Raw genomic sequence first — 23,901 nt, 5'->3', positions numbered from 1 at the left:
TAAACCTTAACCCAGATTAAAGTTTTGTCGTCTCCGAGGCATTAAGGTGCGCCTGTAGTTTGCAGGTCTCAAGGATTCAGAGAAGGAACAGCCATACATCGTGTATCGCTGTTCCTTTTTCGATCTTGTTTACTTGCGAAAAGATAAAACATAAAGACAACTTTAAGAGGACTGGTTTTGAGCATTTTGTTTTCCGAAGCCCGCATTGGCAACATGATCCTAAAGAACCGTTTTGTGCGAAGCGCAACGTGGGAGAACATGGCGACCGAAGATGGTCACATGACGGTAAAGCTTTACGATATTTACGAAACGCTTGCGAAAGGGGAAGTTGGGCTTATTGTCACGGGTTATGCCAATATCGTTGAAGAAGAGAAACCCAACGCAGGTATGATGGGGATCTACAACGACTCTTTTATTGAAGAATACAAAAAGCTAACAGAGCTAGTACATCAACAAGATTCTAAAATCGTGATGCAAATTGCTTACGGTGGCACCAAAACCACCCATAACGTCGGTGAGCGTGTCATCTTCGCTCCGAGTGACGTGCCTGAGCGTGGTACAAATACGCAAGGCAAAGCGATGACAAAGGACGAAATAGACTACATCGTAAAGGCATTCGCATTGGCGAGTAAACGTGCTCAAGACGCTGGTTTTGACGGCGTAGAGATTCATGCGGCGCACACTTATTTAATTAACCAGTTTTTAAGCCCGTACTATAATCGTCGAGAAGACGAATATGGTGGTGACTTAGAAAATCGCATGCGCTTTCTTTTAGAAATTTATTCTGAAACCAGAAAGCTGGTTGGAAGCGAATTTCCCATCCTCGTAAAACTGACGGCAACAGAGTTCTTTGACGGCGGTTTAACGTTCGATGAAACTCGCGTCGTCTGTAAGAAACTTGAAGAAGTAGGCGTTGATGCGATCGTCGTGTCTGGCAATATTCACGGCAAAGCAAACGAACTTGTTGGTCAAACGTTCGATGGTTACACACTACAAGAAGAAGGTTACTTTCACGAATATGGTCACGTGATCAGTCAGGACGTTAGCATACCGGTGATTACTGTCGGCGGGCTGAGCGACATTGATGCGATTGAGAAAATTGCAGAAAACACAGGTATCCAATTTTTTGCTGTGTCACGCCCTTTATTGGCTGAGCCACAGTTGATCAAACGTTGGAAAGAAGGCAATCGCGCACCAGTAGATTGTGAACGTTGCTCAAAGTGTCGTACCAAGCGTGGTAACTTTTGCGTGGTGTATAAGAACCGAAATCGTCGCAAAAAATAGAACGAAGCGAATACACAAATACAAATTAGCCTCCACTCTGAATATGGAGGCTTTTAATTATCCGCATGTTAATCGAACCATTATTTATCTTCTTTTTGATAGTTTAAATAATGTACACAAAGATCGTGAAATGCTTTAGCTTGAGGCGAGATCGTGCGATCGGTTAACGTAAATATACCAATTTGCCTTTCAAGTGGTGGATCGATAAGCGGAATCCAAACCAAGCGTGTTTCATTGGTTGGGAAAGCAAGCTTCGGTAGGGTCGTGACACCAATCCCAAGTTCTAAGACAGAAAATAGCGAAGTAATATTTTCGACCGAATAGAGCGCTTGCTGACTCAGAGCTCTTGCTGGGGTTGGATCTAGAAGTGTACAAGTGCCGTTACGGATAAAGGGTTGTTCCAACAAAGTTTGCCACTCGATTCCTTCTGGATGACTCGCAATAGGGTTGTCCTTTAAACACACCACGCCTATTGGATCGGCTAACAGCGGCGTAAAGTCAATGCCGCCCTCATCGAGGTGAGAGGGGTTACCGAGCGCTAAGTCGACTTCACCGGAGAGTAAGCGAGCCTCGACGCCCGCCGCGTTATCATCGATCAAGCTTACTTCTACATTTGGATACTGCTCGCAAAAGGCACCCAACACGCTCGGGATGAGTTTCGCTGCAACAGAAGGAACGCTCGCAATTCGCACTCTCCCTTGCTGTCCGGCCGCGGCAGCTTTGAGATCGTTGTCCAGCGCACTGTAGATATTGAGAAACTGAACCACTTTGGGCAGACAAATTTCACCAAACGGGGTCAATTTGGTTTTGTTTCCGGGTTCAAACAGCGTTTGCCCTAGAATTTTTTCAAGCTCTTTTATCGATGTGGACAGTGCCGCCTGAGAACGATTTGCACGATGTGAAGCGGCTCGAAAGCCTCCTTCCTCGACTACCATCACAAAATGCATTAATTGTTGAAGCTTAATACTCATCCCTAATGCCTCTTAATCCCTTTATTTACGTTATTTTAAATAGAGTGATAAGTTTAATTTATCAAATGTCAAAAATTTACCGTTAGATTTATCGCCTGTCAATGTGCATCATTTAACCATATTGAAACAAAGCTGTTACAAAGGTTGAAAGGCACGTGAATACTCCTACTAAAAAACACCCAGTTAAAACCAGTCTATTTGCTTCTAAAGCGCCGCTTGAATGGGCGATAGTCAACAACGGAACCCTGTATACGGCTCAAATTCCTATTGATGACACAGGCGCGGTTGTGGAAGGCGGTATCGAAGCACAAACACGTCAAACCTTTAACAATCTCATTCACACCCTGGAGTGTGCAGGGGAGTCTTTGGACTCGGTGTTGCAGGTCCTGATTTATGTGACCGACAGAGAATACTTAAAGACCGTTAACCAAGTGTACGCGGAATATTTTGAAGCGCCGTACCCAAATCGCGCCGCCATGGTGGTTGCAGGGTTAGCGCGAGAAGAGATGTTGGTGGAGTTTGTCGTCTACGCGTCGGCAAGCCAACCAGAATAAATCCAATAAGAACAATTAGAGATCAGTGAGTGGGTGGCTTGCCATCACAAATCGGAAGAACAAGGAAAGAACCATGACTTTTATTAACAATGTTCAAGCAGAAAAATCCCTCTATATAGCAGGTGAATGGCAATCGGGCATGGACACCATCGCCAATATTAACCCTTCTGATATCAGCGAAAACATTGGCGATTTCGCACAAGCGAGTGTGTCGCAAGTAGAGCAAGCGATTCAAGCGGCTAAATCAGCGCAGCCAGAGTGGGAAAAAACACCAATCGAGCGCAAGCAAGCAGTGCTACAAGCGATTGGTGATGAGCTCATTGCACGATGTGACGAATTGGGCACCTTGCTTTCGCGTGAAGAAGGTAAGCCATTTGCTGAAGGTCGAGGTGAGATTTACCGTGCTGGCCAATTCTTCCAATACTTTGCTGCTGAGGTTCTGCGTCAAATTGGCGATAGCGCTGCTTCCGTCCGTCCAGGTGTCTCCGTTGAAGTTACTCGCGAAGCCGTCGGCGTTATCGCCATTATCTCTCCTTGGAACTTCCCAACAGCAACAGCGGCTTGGAAAATCGCGCCAGCACTTGCGTTTGGCAACAGCGTCGTCTGGAAGCCTGCCAACCTAACCCCAGCAAGTGCCGTTGCGCTGACAGAGATTATCCATCGCCAAGGTTTACCTGCTGGCACGTTTAACCTCGTTTTGGGTAGCGGTTCGCAAGTCGGTAATACCCTTATCAATTCGAAAGATGTGAACGGCGTGAGCTTCACTGGGTCTGTGGACACTGGCCGTAAAGTTGCAGCGGCTACGGCACCAAACTTTGTGCGTTGTCAGCTAGAGATGGGCAGCAAAAACGCGCTCGTAGTGGCAGATGATGCAGACATTCAAATTGCCGTTGAAGCCACAATCGCAGGCTCATTCTCGGGTGCAGGTCAAAAATGTACCGCGTCTTCTCGTCTTGTGGTTATGGACGGAATTCACGACGCGTATGTTGAAGCGCTAATCAAACGCATGAGCGAATTAAAAGTGGGTCACGCACTAGAAGAGGGCGTATTCATGGGTCCTGTTGTTGATGGTAACCAGCTGAATGCGAACTTTGAGTGGATCGAAAACGCGCGCCAAGCGGGCGCAGAGCTGGCTTTTGGTGGCGAGCGTCTGAGCCTAGATCATGACGGGTACTACATGTCACCAACCCTGTTCTTGAACACACAAAACAGCTGGGAAGTGAACCAAGAAGAAGTCTTTGCACCAATGGCAAGCGTGATTCGCGTTTCTGATCTGGATGAGGCAATTGCAGTCGCGAACGATACGCGCTTTGGCCTGACAGGCGGCATTATCACGCAAAGTCTGCGCAATAGCGCGATCTTCAAACAGCAAGTCCAAACGGGCTGCGTCATGGTTAACTTGCCAACTGCGGGTACAGATTATCACGTTCCATTTGGTGGCCGTAAAGAATCTAGCTTTGGTCCTCGTGAGCAAGGTCAGTACGCCAAAGAGTTCTACACCGTAGTGAAAACCGCTTATCAGCGTCCTTACTAAGATCGGCTGGGTAACTGATGGTGTCAGTTGCCCGCACGAAAAGGCTAAGAAATTGTTTAAGGAGTGGTTATGTACCAACAACGGATTGTGATTGACGGATTGCAGTACTGCAATTGGGATCGAGAGTATTTCCAAACGCTTAAGGCGAGTGGCATTACCGCCGTTCATGCCACCATCGTCTACCACGAAACTGCGCGCGAAACCTTAACGCGTTTTGCTGAATGGAACTTGCGCTTCGAGCAAAATGCGGACCTCATCATGCCTATTTATTCAATGGCAGATGTAGAAAAAGCCAAAGCAGAAGGCAAAGTCGGCATCTTCTTCGGCGCGCAGAATTGCTCACCGATTGATGATGAAATTGGTCTGATTGAAGTGATGCGCCGCCAAGGTCTGCTGATCATGCAACTGACCTACAACAACCAAAGCTTACTAGCGACAGGTTGTTACGAACAAAACGATTCAGGTGTAACTCGCTTTGGTAAGCAAGCGATTGAAGAGATGAACCGAGTCGGGATGATCATTGATATGTCCCACAGCGCGGAGCGTTCGACGTTGGAAGCTATCGAGCTCTCTTCGCGTCCAATTTGTATCAGCCATGCTAACCCGACGTTTGCGCATGACGCACTGCGCAACAAGTCTAACACCGTGATCAAAGCACTGACGGAGCGCGGTGGTTTGATTGGATTCAGTTTATATCCGTTCCATTTGCCAAATGGCAGCCAGTGCACGCTGGATGATTTCTGCCAGATGGTTGCGAAAACCGCAGACATGTTTGGCGTTGACCATTTAGGTATCGGTAGCGATTTGTGCCTAAATCAGCCGCAACAAGTGTTGGAGTGGATGCGCAACGGTCGTTGGTCAAAAGCGATGGATTACGGCGAAGGTTCAGCAAGTAACTCGGGATGGCCAGATGCGCTGCCATGGTTCTGCGGCAGCGCAGGGATGGAGAACATCTACAACGGATTAATGGGTCACGGATTCAGTGAATCTGAGGCTGGAAAAATATTGGGTGAAAACTGGTTCAACTTCCTTAAAGAAGGATTAGAGCCTATTTCATAGCATTCCCCAAAGTAGGAACCGCCTGCCCACATAATAACAATACGGCAGGCGTAAAACTCACATTTGTAGCCAGTCTTTGGCTGCTGCAAAGAACCTCTGGAGCCAGAGTATGTCTGATTTAACCAATAGCATGAAAGCTTCCACGATGAGCGTGTCATCGGGCAAGTCAAAAGCAAAACACAACACATCAACAACAGAAAACACGACGGACAAATTAGGACTGAATAACCCGGCCTTTTGGTATAGCGGTGGTTTCATCGCGTTGTTCGTTGCTATTGCACTTTATGACGGCGAGCTGTTATCTACAATCGTTAACGCCGGTTTTAGCTGGGCAGTTCAGGTATTTGGCCCATACTGGCAGTTACTGCTGCTTCTCACTTTTCTTATTGGTCTTGGCTTGGCTGCAGGGCGAACAGGCAAGGTGATGTTGGGCGGGATTGCAAAACCAGAAATGGATTCTTTCCGCTGGATGGCGATTATTTTCTGTACCTTATTGGCTGGTGGTGGCGTTTTCTGGGCCGCGGCTGAGCCTATCGCGCATTATGTTAGCCCACCTCCTTTGTACGGCGCGCAAGATAACCCGCAGCAAGGTGCGGTGAATGCGTTGTCGCAATCCTTTATGCACTGGGGCTTTCTAGCTTGGGCGATTGTAGGTAGCTTAACTTCCATCGTGGTGATGCACCTACATTACGACAAAGGTTTACCACTAAAACCCCGTATTTTGCTTTACCCAGTCTTGGGCGAACGAGCACTTAAAGGCCAACTCGGTGCATTGATTGACGCATGCTGCATTATCGCGGTAGCCGCGGGCACCATTGGTCCAATTGGGTTTCTGGGCTTGCAGGTTAGCTACGCGTTAAATGCGTTGTTTGATATCCCTGATGGCTTTACCACTCAGCTTATCATCATCTTGTTTGCGATTGCGCTTTACACCTTGTCAGCACTCAGTGGATTAAGCCGAGGCATGCAACTGCTTAGTCGTTACAACGTGATTCTGGCAATGGCATTGATGGTTTACATCCTGTTTTTTGGCCCTACGAATTTTATCTTTAACGGATATATTCAAGGTGTAGGGAGCATGCTGGATAACTTTATCCCAATGGCGACCTATCGCGGTGACGAAGGTTGGCTAAGTTGGTGGACAGTATTTTTCTGGGGCTGGTTCCTGGGTTATGGTCCGATGATGGCAATCTTTATTGCGCGTATTTCCCGTGGTCGCACTATTCGCCAAGTTATTTCCACCATCAGTATTGTGGCTCCGTTAACCACCTGTTTTTGGTTCACGATTGTGGGCGGCTCAGGCCTTGCGTTTGAAATTGCTGAACCGGGTAGCGTGAGTGCGGCGTTTGAAGGCTTTAACTTGCCAGGTGCTTTGCTTGCAGTGACTCAGCAACTACCAATGCCAATGCTGACTTCAATTCTATTTCTGATTTTAACCACGATCTTCATCGTCACGACGGGCGACTCAATGACCTACACAATCAGTGTCGTGATCAGTGGTGAAACGGAGCCGAATGCGATCATCCGTACCTTCTGGGGAGTAATGATGGGTGTGACGGCACTAATCCTGATTTCTCTTGGCTCTGGTGGCATCTCTGCTCTGCAATCTTTCATTGTTATTACCGCGGTTCCGGTTTCGTTGATTCTGTTACCGTCACTTTGGAATGCGCCACAAATTGCAATCAAAATGGCGAAAGAGCAAGGGCTATAACAATTATCCAATTCAAACAACGTGGAGCTTGTGCGGGTGTTTTCCTCCTGCATCCGCACAAACCCTAGTATTCTTACAATAACAAATAGGTGGTGAGCAAAATGGATGCACATCGTTCTACTTATACGGAAGCAACTATGCGCGATGCAGCGATTGTCATGGCAGCCGAAAGGCTTGGCGCAATGCACCAAAACCGAATCAGCTTTGTTCGCAGTCTGATTCGTAATATGGCAAGCCAAAACTGGCAAGTAACCAAGCATGAGTGGCAGCTTTGTCCTCGTGGTTATGGTCATGTGATTTACAAATTGACCACGCCAGAGCACGTTTATCATTTGGTGGTATTCTGTGATGAAATTGCCGACGACGAGCGTAATGATCGCGTAATTGCTGAAAAGTGGGACGTCACATTTGCACTGGTTCAAGGCGATGTTGATGTTACTTTGTTGGAAAGATTGCGAGAAAATGTACCGCTGCAAGAAGCGGGACGTAATCCAAACAACGTACTTGTTCTTGCTCGCGCAAACAAAAGTGTGCGCGTGTTTGAGCACATTGTTAGCGCGCTTTCTCAAGGCGAGCAGCCTGAGCCGAAAGAGTTAGCGGAAGTGGGTTATATCCTGCGTACCACAGCTGTTTATGGTAACGGAAAGTTTGGTATCGCCGATTTCAAACTGTTAGAGAACAACTCAGATTTCAGCCAGTCTTTTAGTGCGCAAATGTGTGCAGTATATATGTTGCGTGAATTCAGCCTAGATTGGGTGCACTATCTGGCACTTCAACAAGGTGGCGACAACGCGGTGGCTTTGCATCGTGGCTTGCAGCGCTACCTTGGTGTCGGCAATGCGACTGGCTTAGGCATGGCTCCATACTTGATTAATCACCCGTGCATCGTTGACCAATGGATGACCTCTCGCGAACGTGCGGTAGCGCGAGTCTTTGCCATGCCATGTGAAGCGTCGTTCCATGCTCCTTTGCAAGGATTGCTGCAAAAAGCACAGCGTCATTTAGAGCAAGTCATCACCATCAATGAACATCAAGACAGGCTCAATCATCAAGCGATAGCAGACATCAAACAACTGCTATCGAAGCTAACAACGTTAATGGAATTACATCCGAACTGGGCGAGTTTGGTCGAGCATAAGAAAACAATGAGTGTGGAAGCCCAAGAAATCCTCACCTCTTGCTTGATCGAACTCTACCCATCTTTAGTGGATGAATTTGCTAGCCAAATGAATACGGATGAAACGTTATCTATTCCGGGCGGGAAAAAGATCCAAGATTTACTGGAAGTGTTGCAAAGCAAGTACCGCTGGGCGATTGATGCGGATTACTCACTAGCCGAGAACAACTACTGGTTCTGGTATCGCTCACAAGATAAAGAAGAGCCAAGGCTTGGTGTTCGCGGGGAAGAGGCTGGAGAAGAAAAAGAACTGCCGCTTGATATCGGCAGACAAGTGAATCGCTTGTACCAGGCCTTGCTTGACTGTGATGTAGAAATGTCCGTAGCAGAGTTTCTATTGCAAAAACCGGCTTATCGTTCGATCACACGTCGCGTATGGACGCTAGGCAACCGTGCGATGGGGGATATTCAAATGAATGTGCTGCGTAAAGATGCGTTACCAATGCACTTACTGCGCTGTAAATTGGCGATCTTTGGCGCGACTAAGTTTGATCCGCGCTCGGATCGTTGGGTTCGAGTAACTTTCTTCCAAGGTGCGCCGTTGTTAGATGAAATTCACGACCCTAAACTGGCAGACACATGGATTTTCCCTAGCATGCCGCCACGTGACGAAATTGCGCAAAGTGATAATCAAAAAATCAGTGGAGGATTTGCATTATGATCGTCTCTCACAACGAATTGGTGGCCGCGGTTAATAAGGCATTTCTTGGCATGCGCCGTCACTGTGGTGAGGCGGATGTCATTGCGAACATGGTGGCGGACTTGCAAATGGTTGGCTTACATGGAGTTCGTCATTTTAATAACGCCAGTCTGTTTCTTGGGTTAGATTCAGACTGCGCCGTATCGGTGACCAACAGTACGCCGTCAAACATAGAGGTAGAACTGCACAACGGGAGTGTAGCGTGTCATTTACCCGCTGTGTTGGATTTCGCACTTGAGAAAATGATTAACCGTAAGTCGATTACTATCACGTTGACGCAGTGCCATAACCGTTGGCTAGGTTTTAGTGAGTTGTTGAAGCTCTCTGCAAAAGGCATCGCGTGTCGCGCACAATGGGTCAATGGCTCTAGTCCCAAGCGAACGCTTTATGTGTTAAACCGCGGACGAATCGCACCAGAAGTCTTTTTCTCGGATCAGTTTGATGGGCATGATACGGATTTGCATAGTATGGTTATCGAGCTCTCCGTGAACGATTTCGATATCGAGAAAAGTGCACAAGGATATACCACCCACATTGAAGGCGATGAGTTAAGCCGTACGCAACAAGCTTCTTGGCAAAATGGTATCTTTGTCGAAGACCAAGAATGGGAAACACTGAAACAAACCGCAACCGCGTTGCTGGTGGAGAACAGTGAGCGTTCTATGCTCGGTGCTGGTGGTGTGGTTTAAGCTATGAAAGGCGATGATTCCAAGTAGAAGTGATGAAGGCTGCTGTTTAGCGGCCTTTTTTGTGCGCGATGTTCAGTCACTTCTGAAGTTCAAAGACTATGATTACCGTTATCCGCAAGATGGAGCAACACAGGTAAGAAAAATGGATCTGCAAGAGAATAAAAGAAATGCCATTGCGTTTTACGAAACCGCCTATAGAGGTAACCCAAGAAAGGCAGTTGAAGACTACGTAGGTGATGAGTACATCCAGCACAATCCATTAGTTGGAAATGGTCCCGAGGCTTTTATAGAGTATTTTGAGCGGATGCAAAATGAGTATCCCGATAAAGATATTACGTTTGTGCGAGCCATTGCTGAAGGGAATTTGGTGGCACTACACACGCACCAAACATGGCCTAATGATATTGAATACGTGACGATGGATTTCTTTCGTTTTGATCATAATGGGAAAATCGTCGAACATTGGGACGCTCTGCAAGAGATTCCTAAAGAAACATTGAATGGTCACACCATGTATTAACGAATCGTTGATTAGCCTCCAATACTATTTATTCAAACGGTATGGGAGGCTAAATTATTTGGTACGAGTTAGACGTCAATCACTAGAGTGCTTTTTCGATCTTCATCGCTACGTCTTCAGATACCCAACCTTTCCATAAGTCAGGGTAGGTATTAAAGAAGTAAAACATCGCTTCTTCACCATCTGCGTAGTTATCTTCCATCCAGGCCAGCATTTCACTCATTTGCTCGTTGGTAAATCCGCGTTTCTGCAAGTACGCGAATGCTTGGGGTTCTTTGTTCGCAAATGCCTCAGTTGTTACTGTGCGAACTGGAGAAGGTGGGTACATTGTTACTTTTGGTGAAGCGCAATCAGGCTGAGTGGTACAGTTGCGATACTCTTCTAAATCTGTTCCGCTACCAAAATCCACTTTGACCATATCATACTTGCCCAATACGGGGGTCGGTGACCAGTAGTAACCAAACCAAGGCATTTTGCGATCATAGGCTTTGGCGATGGTGCCAGCTAATGCTGCGCCAGATCCTGGGTCAACCATCTCAAAGCCGTGCTCACTTAACCCTAATGCATTAAACAAGTGACCGGAGGTGATTTGGCATGTCCAACCAGCAGGGCAGCTATAAAAGGCGAACTTGTCATCATCCTCTGGGTGTTCAAATAGTTTGGCGTGCTTGATGACGCCTTCTATCGTCGCGAGCTCTGGATACTGTTTTACCAGATAGGCGGGAACCCAAAACCCTTCTTCACCGCCATTGACAAGCGATTCACTAGCGATACGCAAGCGTTTATCCGCAATCCCTTTATCAAGTGCTTCTTTAATGCCGTTTGTCCATAACTCTGGCGCAACGTCAGGTTGCCCCTTTTCAATCATAGAGGTGCCCGTAGGAACGCTATCACCAGGGATCAATTCCGCATCGCACTGGTAGCCTTCATTTAAGACAAATTGGTCGATGTGCGCCATTAAGCTGGCCGAATTCCAATTCATGTCTGCGATAGTTATTTTTCCGCATTCGTCCGCATTTGCATGAGTAGATAATGCTGATAGCAGCAGAACAGAGAGCATTGAAGGTGTCGTCTTCATGTGACTGAATTTCCTTGTCGTTGTCATTTACTTCAGTATATACATCGGTTTATAAAGATTCAGTGAACAAGTTTTTTTCAGTGACGTTGAGCATAAAAACGGCGATTTATGAAGCGTTTGGTGAGAGGGGTTGAAAGGGAGTTAATGTAGCAAGAACACTCCTTCGTAGCCGCCAATCTCAATATGAGAAACATAGTCGCCGATGTTACCGTCTTGATCTACAGGTCGCATAGGCTCTGGAAGCGCGATTGTCATCTTCGGTGAGGTGAAATAATCGATATTCTTGCCAAAGAAATCAGTTCGATACAGAACTCTGCCTTTGGTGAATTCTCGGGCTAACACCATCTCTGTAGGGCCATGCATCACTACCGTATCGTCTGAGTGATACGCAAAGTACGTATGGGTTGGTAACAAATCGATAGAGCCATTGGGCAAGTCAGGATGAGCCACTTTGCTCATAGAAGCATCTCCAATGACTGTGTAATCGGCAGGATAGGGCGTGCTGGTGGACATCATTACCGGAGTCGCCTGATATCCCTCTGGTGTTTGATTGGCAGGCTCTCCCAAATCAACGGCAAGCAAGGTGCTAGGTTGATAAGCAATATTCTTTGGTACGCCTGCTTTCCAGAAGTTGTCACCTGTTGTGTTATTACTTCCATATAAGTAGCCATTGTTCCACTGATTAAAGTAACTGCGCTCAGGGTGATAGTTTAAGTAGAACACCGCTAGTGCAGAGTATTGGTCCTGTTTCCAGTTATCCTCAGTGTTGCCAAAGTATTGAACTCGACCATAACGCGTGGTCGCTTGATAAATCACTTTCTGACCCGCTTTGGCGAGTGCAGAGTTATCCCAAAATTTAGCCAAGCCAGCATAGCCACTAAAGCCGGTAGCAGGGAAAAGGTAGTGCTCGCGCAAGTACAAGGAGCCAGCGTTAACCAAGTGGTTTTGCCCATTACGACCGAATAAGTTTGCCGTACCTATGTTGAGGCCAATTAACGCATCTTCATCCAGCGTTGCCAGTTTATTCAAGAACGCCGAGAATTGCGCTTTGTAAGCATCGTCAGCAGCTTGGCTACCCGCCACCAAACCAAGTTCATCCACTGTGCCTCCGGAATATATGTAGAACTGATTTGCACCGAGTAACTTATTCGTATCGTCGTTGTACGCACCATTTAAACCTTGTTTCGCCCATTCAGCTTGGTAATAGTGGCGCATTGTATTGGTAAAAACGGGATTACCGAGATTGGTCAATGCCCAAGAAGAGGTTTGATTCCACATACGACCAAATGGAATAACCCGTGACTCCCAACGAAATCGGGCCGTTGCATTCTTATTCGAACGGTTTTTGTATTCATTCCAAGAAAGATAATTGTCTTGGTTTCGATCTGCAGATTTGTCGAAGCCACGAATTTTACGCCAGCGTTGAATGGTTTGGCCTTCCGGTGTCTCCGTTGGTGCTCCTGAGATATTGACGGCAGGGAAGCTATTTTTGAGTTGAATGTTTTCGAGACGTGGGCGGTTTTCTATGTTGCCGTCATGCCAAGTAATTTTCGCAAAGTAAAGGCGGCCGCCGTCGCGTAAAAAGGTGGAGCCAAAGTACTGACCGCCACCATAAGTTTTTCCGCTACCATCATGCGTTGTAGCGCGAACCCAATCCGAAGGAACAGACCAGTTTACTGTTTGGTTTTTAGTCATGTTCTCAGTTTTGTCTTTTTTAATCGCGAAGCGTTTCCATTCTGTTACCCGACCAAACGAGTCGATAGCAGAAGGGTATTCAATCGTGAAGCTGCCGCCTTGAGCAAACTGAGAGAACGTAAAGGCTAAGCGGTCGAACTTCTCTGAGTGATAGACATAGAGGGCTCCACCATTATTCGCCTGGCCAAATACATCAGCATCCCATGGCGGTGGTTGATATAGCCAAAAGCCGGCGTGGTCAGCGCTGGCGGTATAGCCAACGATCATCGGTTTTCGATTGAGTAAGGTATTTTCACCATGGCTTGAGTCGACTTCAGCTAGGATAGTGTCTTCAGAAAAGTGGAGAAAGAAATCTTCGTAGTCAATTCCATTCAGTTCTGCTTGGTTACGTATATCGTTTTCCAGCCAACCTGAGTTAAGTTCCAGCTTTTGGTTGTACATGTAACCAAGCGCTTTTACACGCTCGTTATCACTCTTATCTTTGTAAGCTCCAAACACGATATCAGCATGATCCAGTTCCCATTCACGTGTAGCCACAGCAGAGATAGGCTTATCTTGAAGATCAATACCCTGTTCATGCAATCCAGGTAACACGATTGCTGTTCTACTCCAAACGCTGGGTATAGAAAGTAAGCTCAGAGAAGCAAGTGCAATGAGAGAAAAACAATGCGACTTCAACATGGGGTTATCTCACTCATACTTAGATGACTCGAATTAAAGGCCAGAATACAAAGAGAAATTATAGTCCATTCACAAAGTCCTAATCAGGAACCCGCCGATAGAAGGCTTTACCGGAAATCGAGGGGAGCCCGGCAAAAATGAGAAGGTCTGCGTCGGGTGTAGTACGCTCAAAGACTCAAAATTCCGTCTACACAAGCACAAAAGTAACCAGAATTTTAACCTTGTTTCGATTGCCATCATATTGTTGGATTTTCATCAACAATTTCAGTTAAAACCAACTGATTAAACCAGTCATATTCTCTGTTGTATTGATTGCTTATCATACAAAAATTTAACAAAATTAATTTTTATACATTTTTATTGCATAAAAAATCCTTTTGAGTAATATAAATGCCAAGTGACAATTAATGCGGTATGTCAGCATGACTATTCAGGTAAGCGGAATCAATAAATCCTACGGTGAGACACAAGTGCTTCACGATGTCAGCTTTAAGTGTGAAAGCGGCGAAACACTGGTGTTACTTGGTCCAAGTGGTGCAGGGAAGAGCTCTCTACTACGTGTTCTTAACCTTCTTGAAGGTGCGGATAACGGCAAGCTAAACATCGCAAATGATGTTTTTGATTTCTCTACTGAAATCAAAGAGAAACAAGGTTTAGCACTTCGTCGTAAAGTAGGCATGGTGTTCCAGCAGTACAACCTATGGCCACACATGACAGTGATGGAGAACCTGATTGAGGCTCCGGTAAAAGTCGCTGGCATGGATAAAGAAGAAGCGAAGAAGCAGGCAATGCAAATTCTTGCGACGCTGCATTTGGCAGACAAAGCGGATGCATGGCCGATGCAACTTTCTGGTGGTCAGCAACAACGTGTGGCGATTGCTCGTGCATTGATGATGAAACCGGAAGTCTTGCTTTTTGATGAACCGACCGCTGCGCTTGATCCGGAAATTACTAACCAAGTCGTTAAGATTATTAAAAATTTAAGCGAAACCGGAATTACACAAGTAGTTGTGACGCACGAAGTGGATTTCGCCAAGAAAATCGCTAGTCACGTACTGTATTTAGAAAAAGGACACATCGTTGAGCACGGCACAAATGATTCGTTTTCTAACCCGCAAACCGCCCAGTTTGCTGACTACTTAAATCACTAAATCACGTTTTTAAAGTTCAGTCTATTTAACAGATAAGCTCGGCTGTCATTGCGAGTGTCAGCCCACTAAGTACACACGGAGTATTGCAATGAAAAAGATTCTACTAGCTTCACTAATCGGCCTTTCTTCTGCAACTATGGCAGCAAACGCAGCAGCACAAGAAGAGATCAAATTCGCGATGGAAGCGACGTACGCACCATTCGAATACATGGATGAAAACAACCAAATCCAAGGTTTTGACGTGGATCTAGCGAACGCACTATGTAAAGAAATGGAAGCCAAATGTACCTTCCATAACCAATCTTTTGACAGCCTGATCCCTGCATTAAAATTCAAACGTTACGATGCGGCTATCTCTGCAATGGACATTACCGAGGCGCGTTTGGAGCAAGTGAATTTCACGAATGCATACTATGAGAACTCAGCTGCGTTTGTTTCTATCAAAGAAAAAGTTGCTGATCAAAAAGCACTAGAAGGTAAGCGCGTTGGTGTTCAAAACGGTTCTACACACCAAAGTTACCTGATTGAGCAAATGCCGGGCGTAACAGCGGTTCCTTACTCTAGCTACCAAGACGCATTCATCGATATGAAGAACGGTCGTATTGATTCTGTATTCGGCGATACAGCTGTTGTAGCTGAATGGTTCAAGAAAGAAGACAATCTAGCATACGTGGGCGAGCACGTAACCAACCCTAAATACTTCGGTAACGGTTTCGGTATCGCAGTAAACAAAGGTAACGACGAGCTAGTGAACAAGCTGAACACGGCACTGAAAACAGTGAAAGCGAACGGCGAATACGACGTAATCTACAACAAGTACTTCGGTAAGTAATATGGCACTAACGGGTTACTCTTTATCGCTTGTTCAAGCTAGTTGGATGACTGTCCAGCTAGCCTTCACAAGCCTTTTAGTCGGTTTGATTCTGGCAGTGGTATTCGCCAGTGGTGAAATGTCTCGCCGCGTTTTCGTTAAATGGCCAATGACGGCGTTTGTGACGATTGTGCGTGGCTTGCCAGAAATCCTTGTCGTGTTGTTCATTTATTTTGGTTCGACTCAGGTTCTGTTTTTAATCACCGGCGACTTTATTGAAGTTAGCCCGTTCTTGTCTGGCGTGGTGGCGTTGTCATTGATCTTCGCTTCTTATGCTTCTCAAACTCTACGTGGCGCGTTAAAAGCCGTTGGAAGAGGGCAGAGAGAAGCAGCAAGTGCACTCGGCATCAGTCAAGCACATGCTTTTGTTCGCATTGTTTTGCCACAAGCAGTAAGACACGCACTACCAGGTTTAACTAACCAATGGTTGGTTTTGCTGAAAGATACCGCGCTTGTATCACTGATCGGAGTAACGGATTTGTTGAAACAAGCACAGCTAACATCTGCAGCGACACATGAAGCGTTTACATGGTACGCAACTGCTGCGGCGATTTACTTAGGCATTACTTTGATTACACAACGTGCCGTAAAACTGATTGATAAGAAGTTCTCAATTCAAGGCATGAGCATGGGACAGGAGGCAACCGCATGAACGAACAACACGTTTGGCAAATGCTGGATGGCTTAGGCACTAGCCTTCAATTGACCGCCGCTTCTTTGGTAGTGGGCTGTCTCTTAGCTTTGATGATGACGCTGACTCTGATCCTACGTACTCCGGGTTTGCATTGGGTAAGTCGTGGCATCATTACCTTGTTCACTGGTACGCCTTTGTTGGTACAGATCTTTTTGGTGTACTACGGTCCAGGTCAGTTTGATGCCGTAAGAGAAAGTGTATTCTGGACATGGTTAAGCCAACCTTGGTTCTGTGCGATGTTAGCGCTAGCACTCAATACCGCGGCGTACAGTACTCAGTTGTTCAAAGGAGCGTTTAACGCGATTCCTTCCGGTCAATGGCAAGCGTGTCGTGCATTAGGCATGAACAAAACCGCAACACTGAAAGTGCTGCTGCCATACGCCATTCGTCGCGCTGTTCCGGCTTACTCGAACGAAGTGATTCTGGTCTTCAAAGGCACGTCACTAGCAAGCACGATTACGATCATGGATTTGATGGGTTACGCGCAGCGCATTAACGCACAAACCTACGATACGTTGACGGTATTTGGTATTGCAGGTGCATTTTATTTAACGGTAAATGGTGTGCTAACTCTCATTTTCCGTCAGGTAGAGAAGAAAGCATTGGCGTTCGAAGCCGCATAAACCTTCAATCAACACTCAATTTAGTTCCACAGTGCCTCTGCAAATGACTCTCTTGCAGGGGCATTTTTTATATTCGTCATGGCAAATTCCTCAAGTTCCCCCAAACTTAATTCAACGCAATTGCATTGGTGGCATCATGGAAAGAAGACACTTTTTAGCGCTGTGGACATTGTTGCTCGCACCCTCTTTAAAAGCGAAAACACCAATGCGGCCAACGCCAGCACAAACAGAAGGGCCATTTTATCCAGTGGTGGACATTCCTCTTCGTCAAAACTTGATTCTGCAATCGGAGGGCTTGCTTGGTGAACCTATTGTGCTGCAAGGCAAAGTCGTAGATACATCTGGAAACCCAGTTTCAGGCATCAAAGTAGAAATCTGGCAATGCGATGGGCAGGGGATTTACGATCATCCTAAGCAGCCAAATAATGATAAGTTTGATGCACATTTTGCAGGCTTTGGCGCAGTCGAAACTCAATTGGATGGTCGCTACTTATTCCAGACTTTGTATCCTGTGCCTTACGCCTCTCGCCCACCGCACATTCACGTTAAGTTGTGGCGGGATAACCAAGAGCTTCTGACCACTCAGTTGTACTTAAAAGGCAATACTGGTGATGAATGGTGGGGTGGCAAAGCCCGTGATTATCTACAGTTTGAAACGATACGAATCGACGGGCGGTTAACGGGCGAATTTAACTTTGTGATTGGCTAGCGAATCCGGTTAAGCCATCAACTCAACCAATTGCGCCAAGCATTCTTTGTCCAGTATTGGATGAGGCTCAACACCCGTGACCAGCACTATATCCACGGAAGGCAGTGATGGCATATCGCCTAAGATCTTAAGATCCTCGCTAACGCTAATACTGCCCATCGCACCGATAGCCATGCCTGAACGTACAATTGCTCGTTGTGCAGAAGCCGTATTGCAACATGCCAGTAGTTGATAAGGAGTGCCACGTTTGGTTAATCCGTCTACTGCTGCCGCATGGTATTTACAGTCGGTTTGGAATAGGGCGAGAGGGAGAGGTTGGGCGTTCTCAATGTCAAAATCAGGATGAGCAATCCACACGCCTTTGTCGCTTGCTAGCCAGTAACCTTCCTCACTGTCCGGTGCTCTTGTCACAATAGCGGCGTCTAGCTTTCCTTCATCAAGTTTTTCTCTCAAGGTGATGCTCGGCTCACTAAAGACCTGAATCGAACATGTGGGCTCAGATTGCTGTAATACGCGGATGACTTTAGGCAAGATATTGTCGTTGTAATCTTCTGGGCAACCTAAGCGAAGAGGACGCTTATTTTCATAACGTTTCACTTGTTTCAGTGCTTGATTGTGCAAGCTAACCAATTGCTCTGCGTGAGAGCGTAGTGCTAATCCCGCTTCACTTAAGACAAGATTGCGACCTTCTTTTTCAAACAAACTGACGCTGAGTTCGTCTTCTAGCTTACGCATTTGCGCACTGAACGCGGATTGGGTGCGATTGATCTGCTTGGCTGCACGAGTGAAACTTCCCGTTTCGACAAAAGCCAGAAAGCTGCGTAACGCATCGATATCCATATCTAAAACTCATCCATCGTTTTTGTTGAAGTGTTCCATCAAAACTATCCGTTAGTCCCCTTAAATACAATCAGATATTGTGAATGGGTACTCAAAACACGAACCGCATGGAGGCGTCATGAAACTGTTTATTGCTAATCAAAACTACTCAAGCTGGTCACTGCGCGCATGGTTGATCTTTTCTCAATTCAAACTAGATGTCGAAGTCACCAAGCTCAAATTATTCACAGAAGATTTTTATAAGACCTTGGAAGGTATTACACCAACCGCGAAAGTACCTACCTTGGTGGATGGTGACGCAACCGTGTGGGATTCATTAGCGATTTTGGAATACGTTAACGAGCAATACTTACAAGGTAAAGCTTGGCCAAGTAACTCCGCAGAACGAGCTAAAGCACGCGCCATTGCATCAGAAATGCATTCGGGTTTCTTTGATTTAAGAAACGAACTTCCAATGAACATCCGCGCACACAGAAAAGTCGACTTAACGAAGGGTGCGCTTAAAGATATTGCTCGTATTGACGCCATTTGGGTAGAGCAAGCCAAGCGGTATCCCAACGGCTGGTTGTTTGGAGAATGGTCTATTGCAGATGCCATGTATGCACCTGTGGTATTGCGTTTCCAAACTTACGGCATCGAGCTATCGGAAGGTGCTAAAGCATACCAACAGAAGGTGCTAGCAAGTGAATCTTTACAGCAATGGCTGGAAGAGGCGAGCCAAGAAACAGATATCGTAGAAGAGGACGAGGCAGGGGAAGAAGTATAAGCGCATCTTGCGATCGCCTGTAGCAAGGGAAAGCATGACAAAGCACGCTTTCCTCTTCTAGGATGGTTGTCGTTTCCGGCGCGTTTAAGCTAGGTGTTCAACAATCGTTCTGCCTACGCCGTGTGCGCTCGTTGGGTTTTGACCTGTGATGACACGATCATCCACAATTACAAACTCTTGCCATGGTTGCACTTTAGAGTAGCGCGCTGCGCTGCGTGCAAGAGATTCTTCCAATAGGAATGGGATATCGTTGATGGTGCCGAAGTCGATCTCTTCTTCACGAGTGAAGCCTGTTACTGATTTAGACGAAAGTAGCTTTTCGCCATTGCTAAGCGTGATAGGGAGAAGAGCGCCCGGACCGTGACAAACTGCTGCAACAATACCGCCATCTTCATAGTGTTTTGCAGAAATCTTGGCAAAATCTTCGTTGCTCGCTAGGTCTGAAAGAAGACCAAAACCACCCGGATAGAAGATCGCATCATAGTTGTCACCGTTGATTTGTGACACTGGAATCGTGTTGTTGATGCGGTTCTGGAAATCATCATCCGCTAAGATTTTCTCGTTGACTGCGTCGCCTTCGATGTCGGTTCCGTACAGTGGTGCTTGCCCGCCTTTGATAGAGGCAATGTCGTAATCGAAGCCTGCATCTATTAGTTCGCTAAGCGCATGAGTGAGCTCTGGCGCGTAAGTTCCGTTTGCTTGGTCAGTTTCACCAAGGGTCGCATGGTTCGTCACAATGATGAGTACTTTCTTCATGATGGTTTCCTTTTTGGCTTACGTGTATTTGTTGAACACCTTCATACTAATTGCTAAACAAATAAGTGATAATACGATTAATTGGCAAAACATTATTGCTATATAGCAAAGGTAAGTATGGACAGTTTTGAAGGCATCAATGAGTTTGTTACGGTTGCTGAGAGCTTAGGGTTTTCTGCAGCGGCAAAACAGTTAGGTTGCAGTACCAGTCATGTCAGTCGCCAAGTCACAAGATTAGAAGAGCGATTAGGTGTCGCTTTGTTAGCCCGTTCGACAAGAATGGTGAGTCTAACGGAAGCGGGGCAAGCGTATTATCAGCAGTGTAAAGAATTGGTGATTGGGCTTCAGCAAGCCAATGAACAGCTCACCACGCAGCAAACTCAGTTGAGTGGTACGTTACGCGTGAGTGCCGCTGGTGCGTTTTCTGAGAACCATGTAGCGCCTGCCTTGATGGCGTTTGCCAAGCAACATCCTAATCTCACGGTTGAAATTAACTTCAACACCAGCATGGTCAACTTTATTGAAGATGGTTTCGATTTTGCCATTCGTTACGGCAGGTTGAGTGATTCAGGCTTGGTTGCGAGAAAGCTGGTGGATCGTCCCATGGCAGCGGCAGCCAGTCAGCGTTATCTCGATGAACATGGTTTACCAACGCACCCAGAGCAACTCAAGCGTCATAGCTGCATTATTGCCAATAAGGACGTTTGGTTGTTTGAAAAAGACGGCAAGCCTTTAGATGGCGTAAAAGTGCAGGGCAGATGGAAGAGCAATAACGCACACACGGTCTTGCAAGCCTGTGCAGAAGGATTAGGTGTGGCGTACTTACCGAAGAGCAGTTTCAACGATGCTATTTCGTCTGGTCGTTTGGTGCCAATCCTAGAGCCCTATTGGGGAAGTGGTAACAGCAGCTGGATTGTTTATCAGAATCGTCACTTTCTGCCACTACGAGCGCGATTGGCTATCGACTTCTTGCTTGATCATTTTGCCGATTGGCAGGAGTAATGAGGCTCTGCCAATCGGTTTGTTTATCCATTTGTTAGATCGTCAACATACTAACGTATCTACATGTTTTGATAGCTCGGTCCACCGCCACCTTCTGGTGCTTTCCACGTGATGTTTTGCGAAGGATCTTTGATGTCACAGGTTTTGCAATGCACGCAGTTGGCGGCATTTATCTGAAACTTCAACTTATTGTCCACTTCCACCACTTCGTAAACCCCAGCGGGGCAATAGCGCTGACTTGGTTCGTCATACATACCTAAATTCACATCAATTGGAATGTGAGGGTAAGTCAGAACAAGGTGACAAGGTTGATTCTCTTCGTGCTGTGTTCCCGACAAAAATACCGACGAAGGCTTATCAAAACTGATTTCACCATCTGGTTTTGGGTATGCAATTGGGTGGCACTCTTGTTTAGGTTTTAACTGCTCATGATCGTGCGAATAGTCCTTGATAGACCAAGGTAACGGCTTCTTAACCAGTGGTTGCCACAGGTTGTGTTCAAAAGTCGAAAGAGCACCGCCAAGTATGCTGCCAAACTTATGAATGTTCGCACCAAAGTTACGCGTTTCGGCGAGTTCGTCATACAACCATGATGATTCAAACAACGACTGGTAGTCTGGCTCAGAAGCTCCAGTTTGTCGGGCCGTATGTACCGCTTCTGCTGCAATGATTCCGGATTTCATTGCTGTGTGGCTGCCTTTAATTTTAGCAACGTTCAAAGTCCCCGCATCACAACCAATCAATAAACCGCCAGGGAATTGTTGTCTCGGCAGAGAGGAAAGCCCACCTTTCGCAATGGCTCTTGCGCCGTAAGCGATGCGCTGAGCACCTTTCAAATGTGGTTCAATAGCAGGATGGTGTTTAAAGCGTTGAAATTCGTCAAACGGACTCAAGTAAGGATTGCTGTAATTCAAGTCGACAATAAGCCCCACGGCGATTTGGTTGTTCTCCATGTGATAGAGAAAACCGCCGCCTGTGGTATTTGTTTCACTCAAGGGCCAGCCAGCGGAGTGGATAACACTGCCAGATACATCCTTACTGTCAGTGGGTAACTCCCATATCTCTTTTAGGCCAAGCGCGTAGTGCTGTGGTTGCTTTCCTGCGTCTAGGTCGAACCTTTGAATAAGTTCTTTACCCAGATGTCCGCGACAACCTTCAGCAAAAAGGGTGTATTTTGCCCTTAGTTCGATACCTGGTTCAAAGTTAGGTTTGGCCTGGCCGTTCTTATCTAGTCCCATATCGCTCGTGTTAATGCCTGTCACGGCGCCAGTCTGATCATAATTGATGCTTGCAGCGGCAAAGCCCGGAAAAACTTCCACCCCAAGATTTTCTGCTTGGTTAGCGAGCCAACGGCAAAGGTTGGCAAGGCTAATTACGTAATTATTCTCGCCATTTATCATTGGACGCGGTGTAAGGAAGTGGGGAACGCGAATATGGTTTTGTTCAGTAGTAAGATAAAGGAAATCATCTCGTTGAACCGAGGCTGCTAGCGGGGCGTCCATTTCTTTCCAATTGGGGAAAAGCTCATCTAAGGCACTAGTTTCAAAAACAGCGCCAGATAAAACATGTGCGCCCACTTCTGAGCCTTTTTCTACAACGCAAATTGAAAGTGCGTCACCTTCACTGTCTTGGCTGAGTTGAGCTAGCCGACAAGCGGCGCTTAAGCCTGCAGGTCCGGCCCCCACGATCACGACATCAAACTCCATGCATTCTCGTTCCATCTTTATGCTTCCTTTCTATTATCGTCATCTGCGTGACAGGTTTTGGTTTCTATACAGAAAACTATAGCTCAGTTGACGTTAACGTGAAGTGGACTAAGCTCAAGTAATGGATCTGACGTGTTATATGAGGCATGACCATGGAAGACCGACCATTAGCAACACTTGTGCTCGCAGAGCATGACAACCAATCGTTGGCTGTAGGGACGCTGTGTGCAATTAAAGCGGCATTTGAGATTAAGGATGATGATAAATCGCTTCCTGTTTCTGTGTTGCTTATTGGTTATCAGTGCCAATCAGTTTTGGATGAGTTGAATTGCGTTCAGGGTGTTGCAGAAATTATCTGGGTTGATGCGAAGGGATATGAACATGGCTTAGCGGAAAATATCGCACCTTTGATCTCACAAGTAGCCAAAAACTACTCACACATTCTTTCTCCTGCCAGTACATTTGGTAAGAATGTGATGCCTCGTGTGGCGGCGTTGCTTAATGTTGGTCAACTTTCTGACGTGATGACAATCGAGTCTATCGATACGGTGATTCGTCCAATTTATGCTGGAAATGCATTGGCGAGAGTCACGTCGAATGACCCCTATAAAGTGATGACCATAAGAAGTACGGCTTTTGATGCCGCAGAGATATCTGACACGCCAGTTGTCCCTAAGCTTACTCAAGTCGACACGGTGATTATCAATAAACTTAGTGAGTTTGTTTCGCAACAAACGCCAGAAAGTGAGCGACCAGAATTGCCAGCGGCTAGAGTAGTGGTGTCGGGGGGGCGTGCATTCGGGAGTAAAGAGAAGTTTGCTTTAGTAGAACAATTGGCTGACAAGCTAGGTGGAGCGGTAGGGGCGTCACGAGCGGCGGTCGATGCGGGCTATGTGTCTAATGACCATCAAGTCGGGCAAACCGGCAAAATTGTTGCACCGGAGTTATACATTGCCGTCGGAATTTCTGGCGCGATCCAGCATTTGGCGGGAATGAAAGATTCCAAGGTGATTGTTGCAATTAATAGCGATCCTGATGCGCCTATTTTTGACATTGCAGATTATGGATTGGTCGACGATTTGTTTGTGGTAATGCCTGAGCTGTTAGAGAAGCTGTAGATATAGTCTTGC

22 protein-coding genes are annotated in these 23,901 nt (G+C 46.4%); 16 read left to right on the top strand and 6 right to left on the bottom strand.

The genetic code is table 11. The annotated features are described in order from the left end of the window. The first annotated feature begins 177 nt into the window (after positions 1-177). Positions 178-1,284, top strand: coding sequence for an NADH:flavin oxidoreductase (locus R7E42_RS11305; RefSeq protein WP_318072671.1), 1,107 nt, complete (start codon positions 178-180; stop codon positions 1,282-1,284). Between the two features lie 80 nt (positions 1,285-1,364). Here R7E42_RS11305 and R7E42_RS11300 read toward each other — a convergent pair whose 3' ends face one another. Continuing rightward, positions 1,365-2,255: a LysR family transcriptional regulator gene (locus R7E42_RS11300; protein ID WP_005375788.1), complete on the bottom strand. Its 891-nt coding sequence runs from the start codon at positions 2,253-2,255 to the stop codon at positions 1,365-1,367. A 155-nt stretch (positions 2,256-2,410) separates the two neighbouring features. Here R7E42_RS11300 and R7E42_RS11295 point away from each other — a divergent pair, with 155 nt between their 5' ends. From R7E42_RS11295 to R7E42_RS11265, 7 genes are all read left to right on the top strand, one after another. Continuing rightward, positions 2,411-2,809 carry a RidA family protein gene (locus R7E42_RS11295; protein ID WP_005375789.1) on the top strand — a complete coding sequence of 133 codons (399 nt, stop codon included), beginning with the start codon at positions 2,411-2,413 and terminating at the stop codon, positions 2,807-2,809. Between the two features lie 73 nt (positions 2,810-2,882). Beyond that, entirely contained in the window at positions 2,883-4,343 is a 1,461-nt protein-coding gene (locus R7E42_RS11290) for an aldehyde dehydrogenase family protein (protein WP_318072670.1), read from the top strand. A gap of 69 nt (positions 4,344-4,412) precedes the next feature. Then, the gene (locus tag R7E42_RS11285; protein WP_053303711.1) at positions 4,413-5,402 is read left to right on the top strand and encodes a membrane dipeptidase; all 990 of its coding nucleotides are present in this window, start codon (positions 4,413-4,415) and stop codon (positions 5,400-5,402) included. A gap of 109 nt (positions 5,403-5,511) precedes the next feature. Beyond that, positions 5,512-7,113: a BCCT family transporter gene (locus R7E42_RS11280; protein WP_213876120.1), complete on the top strand. Its 1,602-nt coding sequence runs from the start codon at positions 5,512-5,514 to the stop codon at positions 7,111-7,113. A 101-nt stretch (positions 7,114-7,214) separates the two neighbouring features. Beyond that, entirely contained in the window at positions 7,215-8,951 is a 1,737-nt protein-coding gene (locus tag R7E42_RS11275) for a hypothetical protein (protein WP_258498052.1), read from the top strand. Continuing rightward, the gene (locus tag R7E42_RS11270) at positions 8,948-9,679 is read left to right on the top strand and encodes a DUF3726 domain-containing protein (protein ID WP_053307776.1); all 732 of its coding nucleotides are present in this window, start codon (positions 8,948-8,950) and stop codon (positions 9,677-9,679) included. The genes R7E42_RS11275 and R7E42_RS11270 overlap by 4 nt, the downstream gene beginning before the upstream one ends. Before the next feature lie 142 nt (positions 9,680-9,821). Beyond that, the gene (locus R7E42_RS11265) at positions 9,822-10,199 is read left to right on the top strand and encodes a nuclear transport factor 2 family protein (RefSeq protein ID WP_031777276.1); all 378 of its coding nucleotides are present in this window, start codon (positions 9,822-9,824) and stop codon (positions 10,197-10,199) included. 82 nt (positions 10,200-10,281) lie between these two features. Here the strand turns inward: R7E42_RS11265 and R7E42_RS11260 are convergent, their stop codons facing one another. Both R7E42_RS11260 and R7E42_RS11255 read right to left on the bottom strand, forming a co-directional pair. Beyond that, on the bottom strand, positions 10,282-11,277 hold the full coding sequence (locus R7E42_RS11260; protein ID WP_318072669.1) for an ABC transporter substrate-binding protein: 996 nt from the start codon (positions 11,275-11,277) through the stop codon (positions 10,282-10,284). 141 nt (positions 11,278-11,418) lie between these two features. Next, positions 11,419-13,653: a hypothetical protein gene (locus R7E42_RS11255; RefSeq protein ID WP_136976438.1), complete on the bottom strand. Its 2,235-nt coding sequence runs from the start codon at positions 13,651-13,653 to the stop codon at positions 11,419-11,421. Positions 13,654-14,075: 422 nt separating this feature from the next. Between R7E42_RS11255 and artP the strand changes: the two genes are divergently transcribed. The 5 genes from artP (at position 14,076) to R7E42_RS11230 (ending at position 17,701) form a co-directional block, all read left to right on the top strand. Further along, positions 14,076-14,804 (top strand): arginine ABC transporter ATP-binding protein ArtP, encoded by a 729-nt coding sequence (gene artP, locus R7E42_RS11250; protein ID WP_086013014.1) that lies wholly within the window; start codon positions 14,076-14,078, stop codon positions 14,802-14,804. A gap of 88 nt (positions 14,805-14,892) precedes the next feature. Then, complete coding sequence (locus tag R7E42_RS11245) at positions 14,893-15,636, top strand: arginine ABC transporter substrate-binding protein (protein WP_005390934.1); 744 nt, start codon at positions 14,893-14,895, stop codon at positions 15,634-15,636. A 1-nt stretch (position 15,637) separates the two neighbouring features. Beyond that, positions 15,638-16,327 (top strand): arginine ABC transporter permease ArtQ, encoded by a 690-nt coding sequence (gene artQ, locus R7E42_RS11240; RefSeq protein ID WP_005388570.1) that lies wholly within the window; start codon positions 15,638-15,640, stop codon positions 16,325-16,327. After that, positions 16,324-16,992 (top strand): arginine ABC transporter permease ArtM, encoded by a 669-nt coding sequence (gene artM / locus R7E42_RS11235; RefSeq protein WP_005388569.1) that lies wholly within the window; start codon positions 16,324-16,326, stop codon positions 16,990-16,992. The genes artQ and artM overlap by 4 nt, the downstream gene beginning before the upstream one ends. A 136-nt stretch (positions 16,993-17,128) precedes the next feature. Then, complete coding sequence (locus R7E42_RS11230) at positions 17,129-17,701, top strand: protocatechuate 3,4-dioxygenase (RefSeq protein WP_213905235.1); 573 nt, start codon at positions 17,129-17,131, stop codon at positions 17,699-17,701. Positions 17,702-17,710: 9 nt separating this feature from the next. On the opposite strand, the gene R7E42_RS11225 is transcribed toward R7E42_RS11230, so the two are convergent. Further along, positions 17,711-18,541, bottom strand: coding sequence for a LysR family transcriptional regulator (locus tag R7E42_RS11225; protein WP_085568967.1), 831 nt, complete (start codon positions 18,539-18,541; stop codon positions 17,711-17,713). Between the two features lie 118 nt (positions 18,542-18,659). On the opposite strand from R7E42_RS11225, the gene R7E42_RS11220 reads away from it, so the two are divergent. Continuing rightward, positions 18,660-19,307, top strand: coding sequence for a glutathione S-transferase family protein (locus R7E42_RS11220; RefSeq protein WP_258624110.1), 648 nt, complete (start codon positions 18,660-18,662; stop codon positions 19,305-19,307). An 84-nt stretch (positions 19,308-19,391) separates the two neighbouring features. Here the strand turns inward: R7E42_RS11220 and R7E42_RS11215 are convergent, their stop codons facing one another. Then, on the bottom strand, positions 19,392-20,063 hold the full coding sequence (locus R7E42_RS11215; RefSeq protein ID WP_318072667.1) for a type 1 glutamine amidotransferase domain-containing protein: 672 nt from the start codon (positions 20,061-20,063) through the stop codon (positions 19,392-19,394). Between the two features lie 117 nt (positions 20,064-20,180). On the opposite strand from R7E42_RS11215, the gene R7E42_RS11210 reads away from it, so the two are divergent. Further along, positions 20,181-21,065 carry a LysR family transcriptional regulator gene (locus R7E42_RS11210; RefSeq protein WP_005388553.1) on the top strand — a complete coding sequence of 295 codons (885 nt, stop codon included), beginning with the start codon at positions 20,181-20,183 and terminating at the stop codon, positions 21,063-21,065. Between the two features lie 59 nt (positions 21,066-21,124). On the opposite strand, the gene R7E42_RS11205 is transcribed toward R7E42_RS11210, so the two are convergent. Next, positions 21,125-22,786 (bottom strand): electron transfer flavoprotein-ubiquinone oxidoreductase, encoded by a 1,662-nt coding sequence (locus R7E42_RS11205; RefSeq protein ID WP_137282560.1) that lies wholly within the window; start codon positions 22,784-22,786, stop codon positions 21,125-21,127. A gap of 137 nt (positions 22,787-22,923) precedes the next feature. Between R7E42_RS11205 and R7E42_RS11200 the strand changes: the two genes are divergently transcribed. Continuing rightward, positions 22,924-23,889, top strand: coding sequence for an electron transfer flavoprotein subunit alpha/FixB family protein (locus R7E42_RS11200; protein WP_318072666.1), 966 nt, complete (start codon positions 22,924-22,926; stop codon positions 23,887-23,889). Positions 23,890-23,901 lie beyond the last annotated feature (12 nt).

The organism is Vibrio sp. Vb1337 (genome assembly GCF_033338715.1).
Classification (GTDB): Bacteria; Pseudomonadota; Gammaproteobacteria; order Enterobacterales; family Vibrionaceae; genus Vibrio; species Vibrio alginolyticus.
This window is presented reverse-complemented; position numbering and strand designations above follow the sequence as displayed.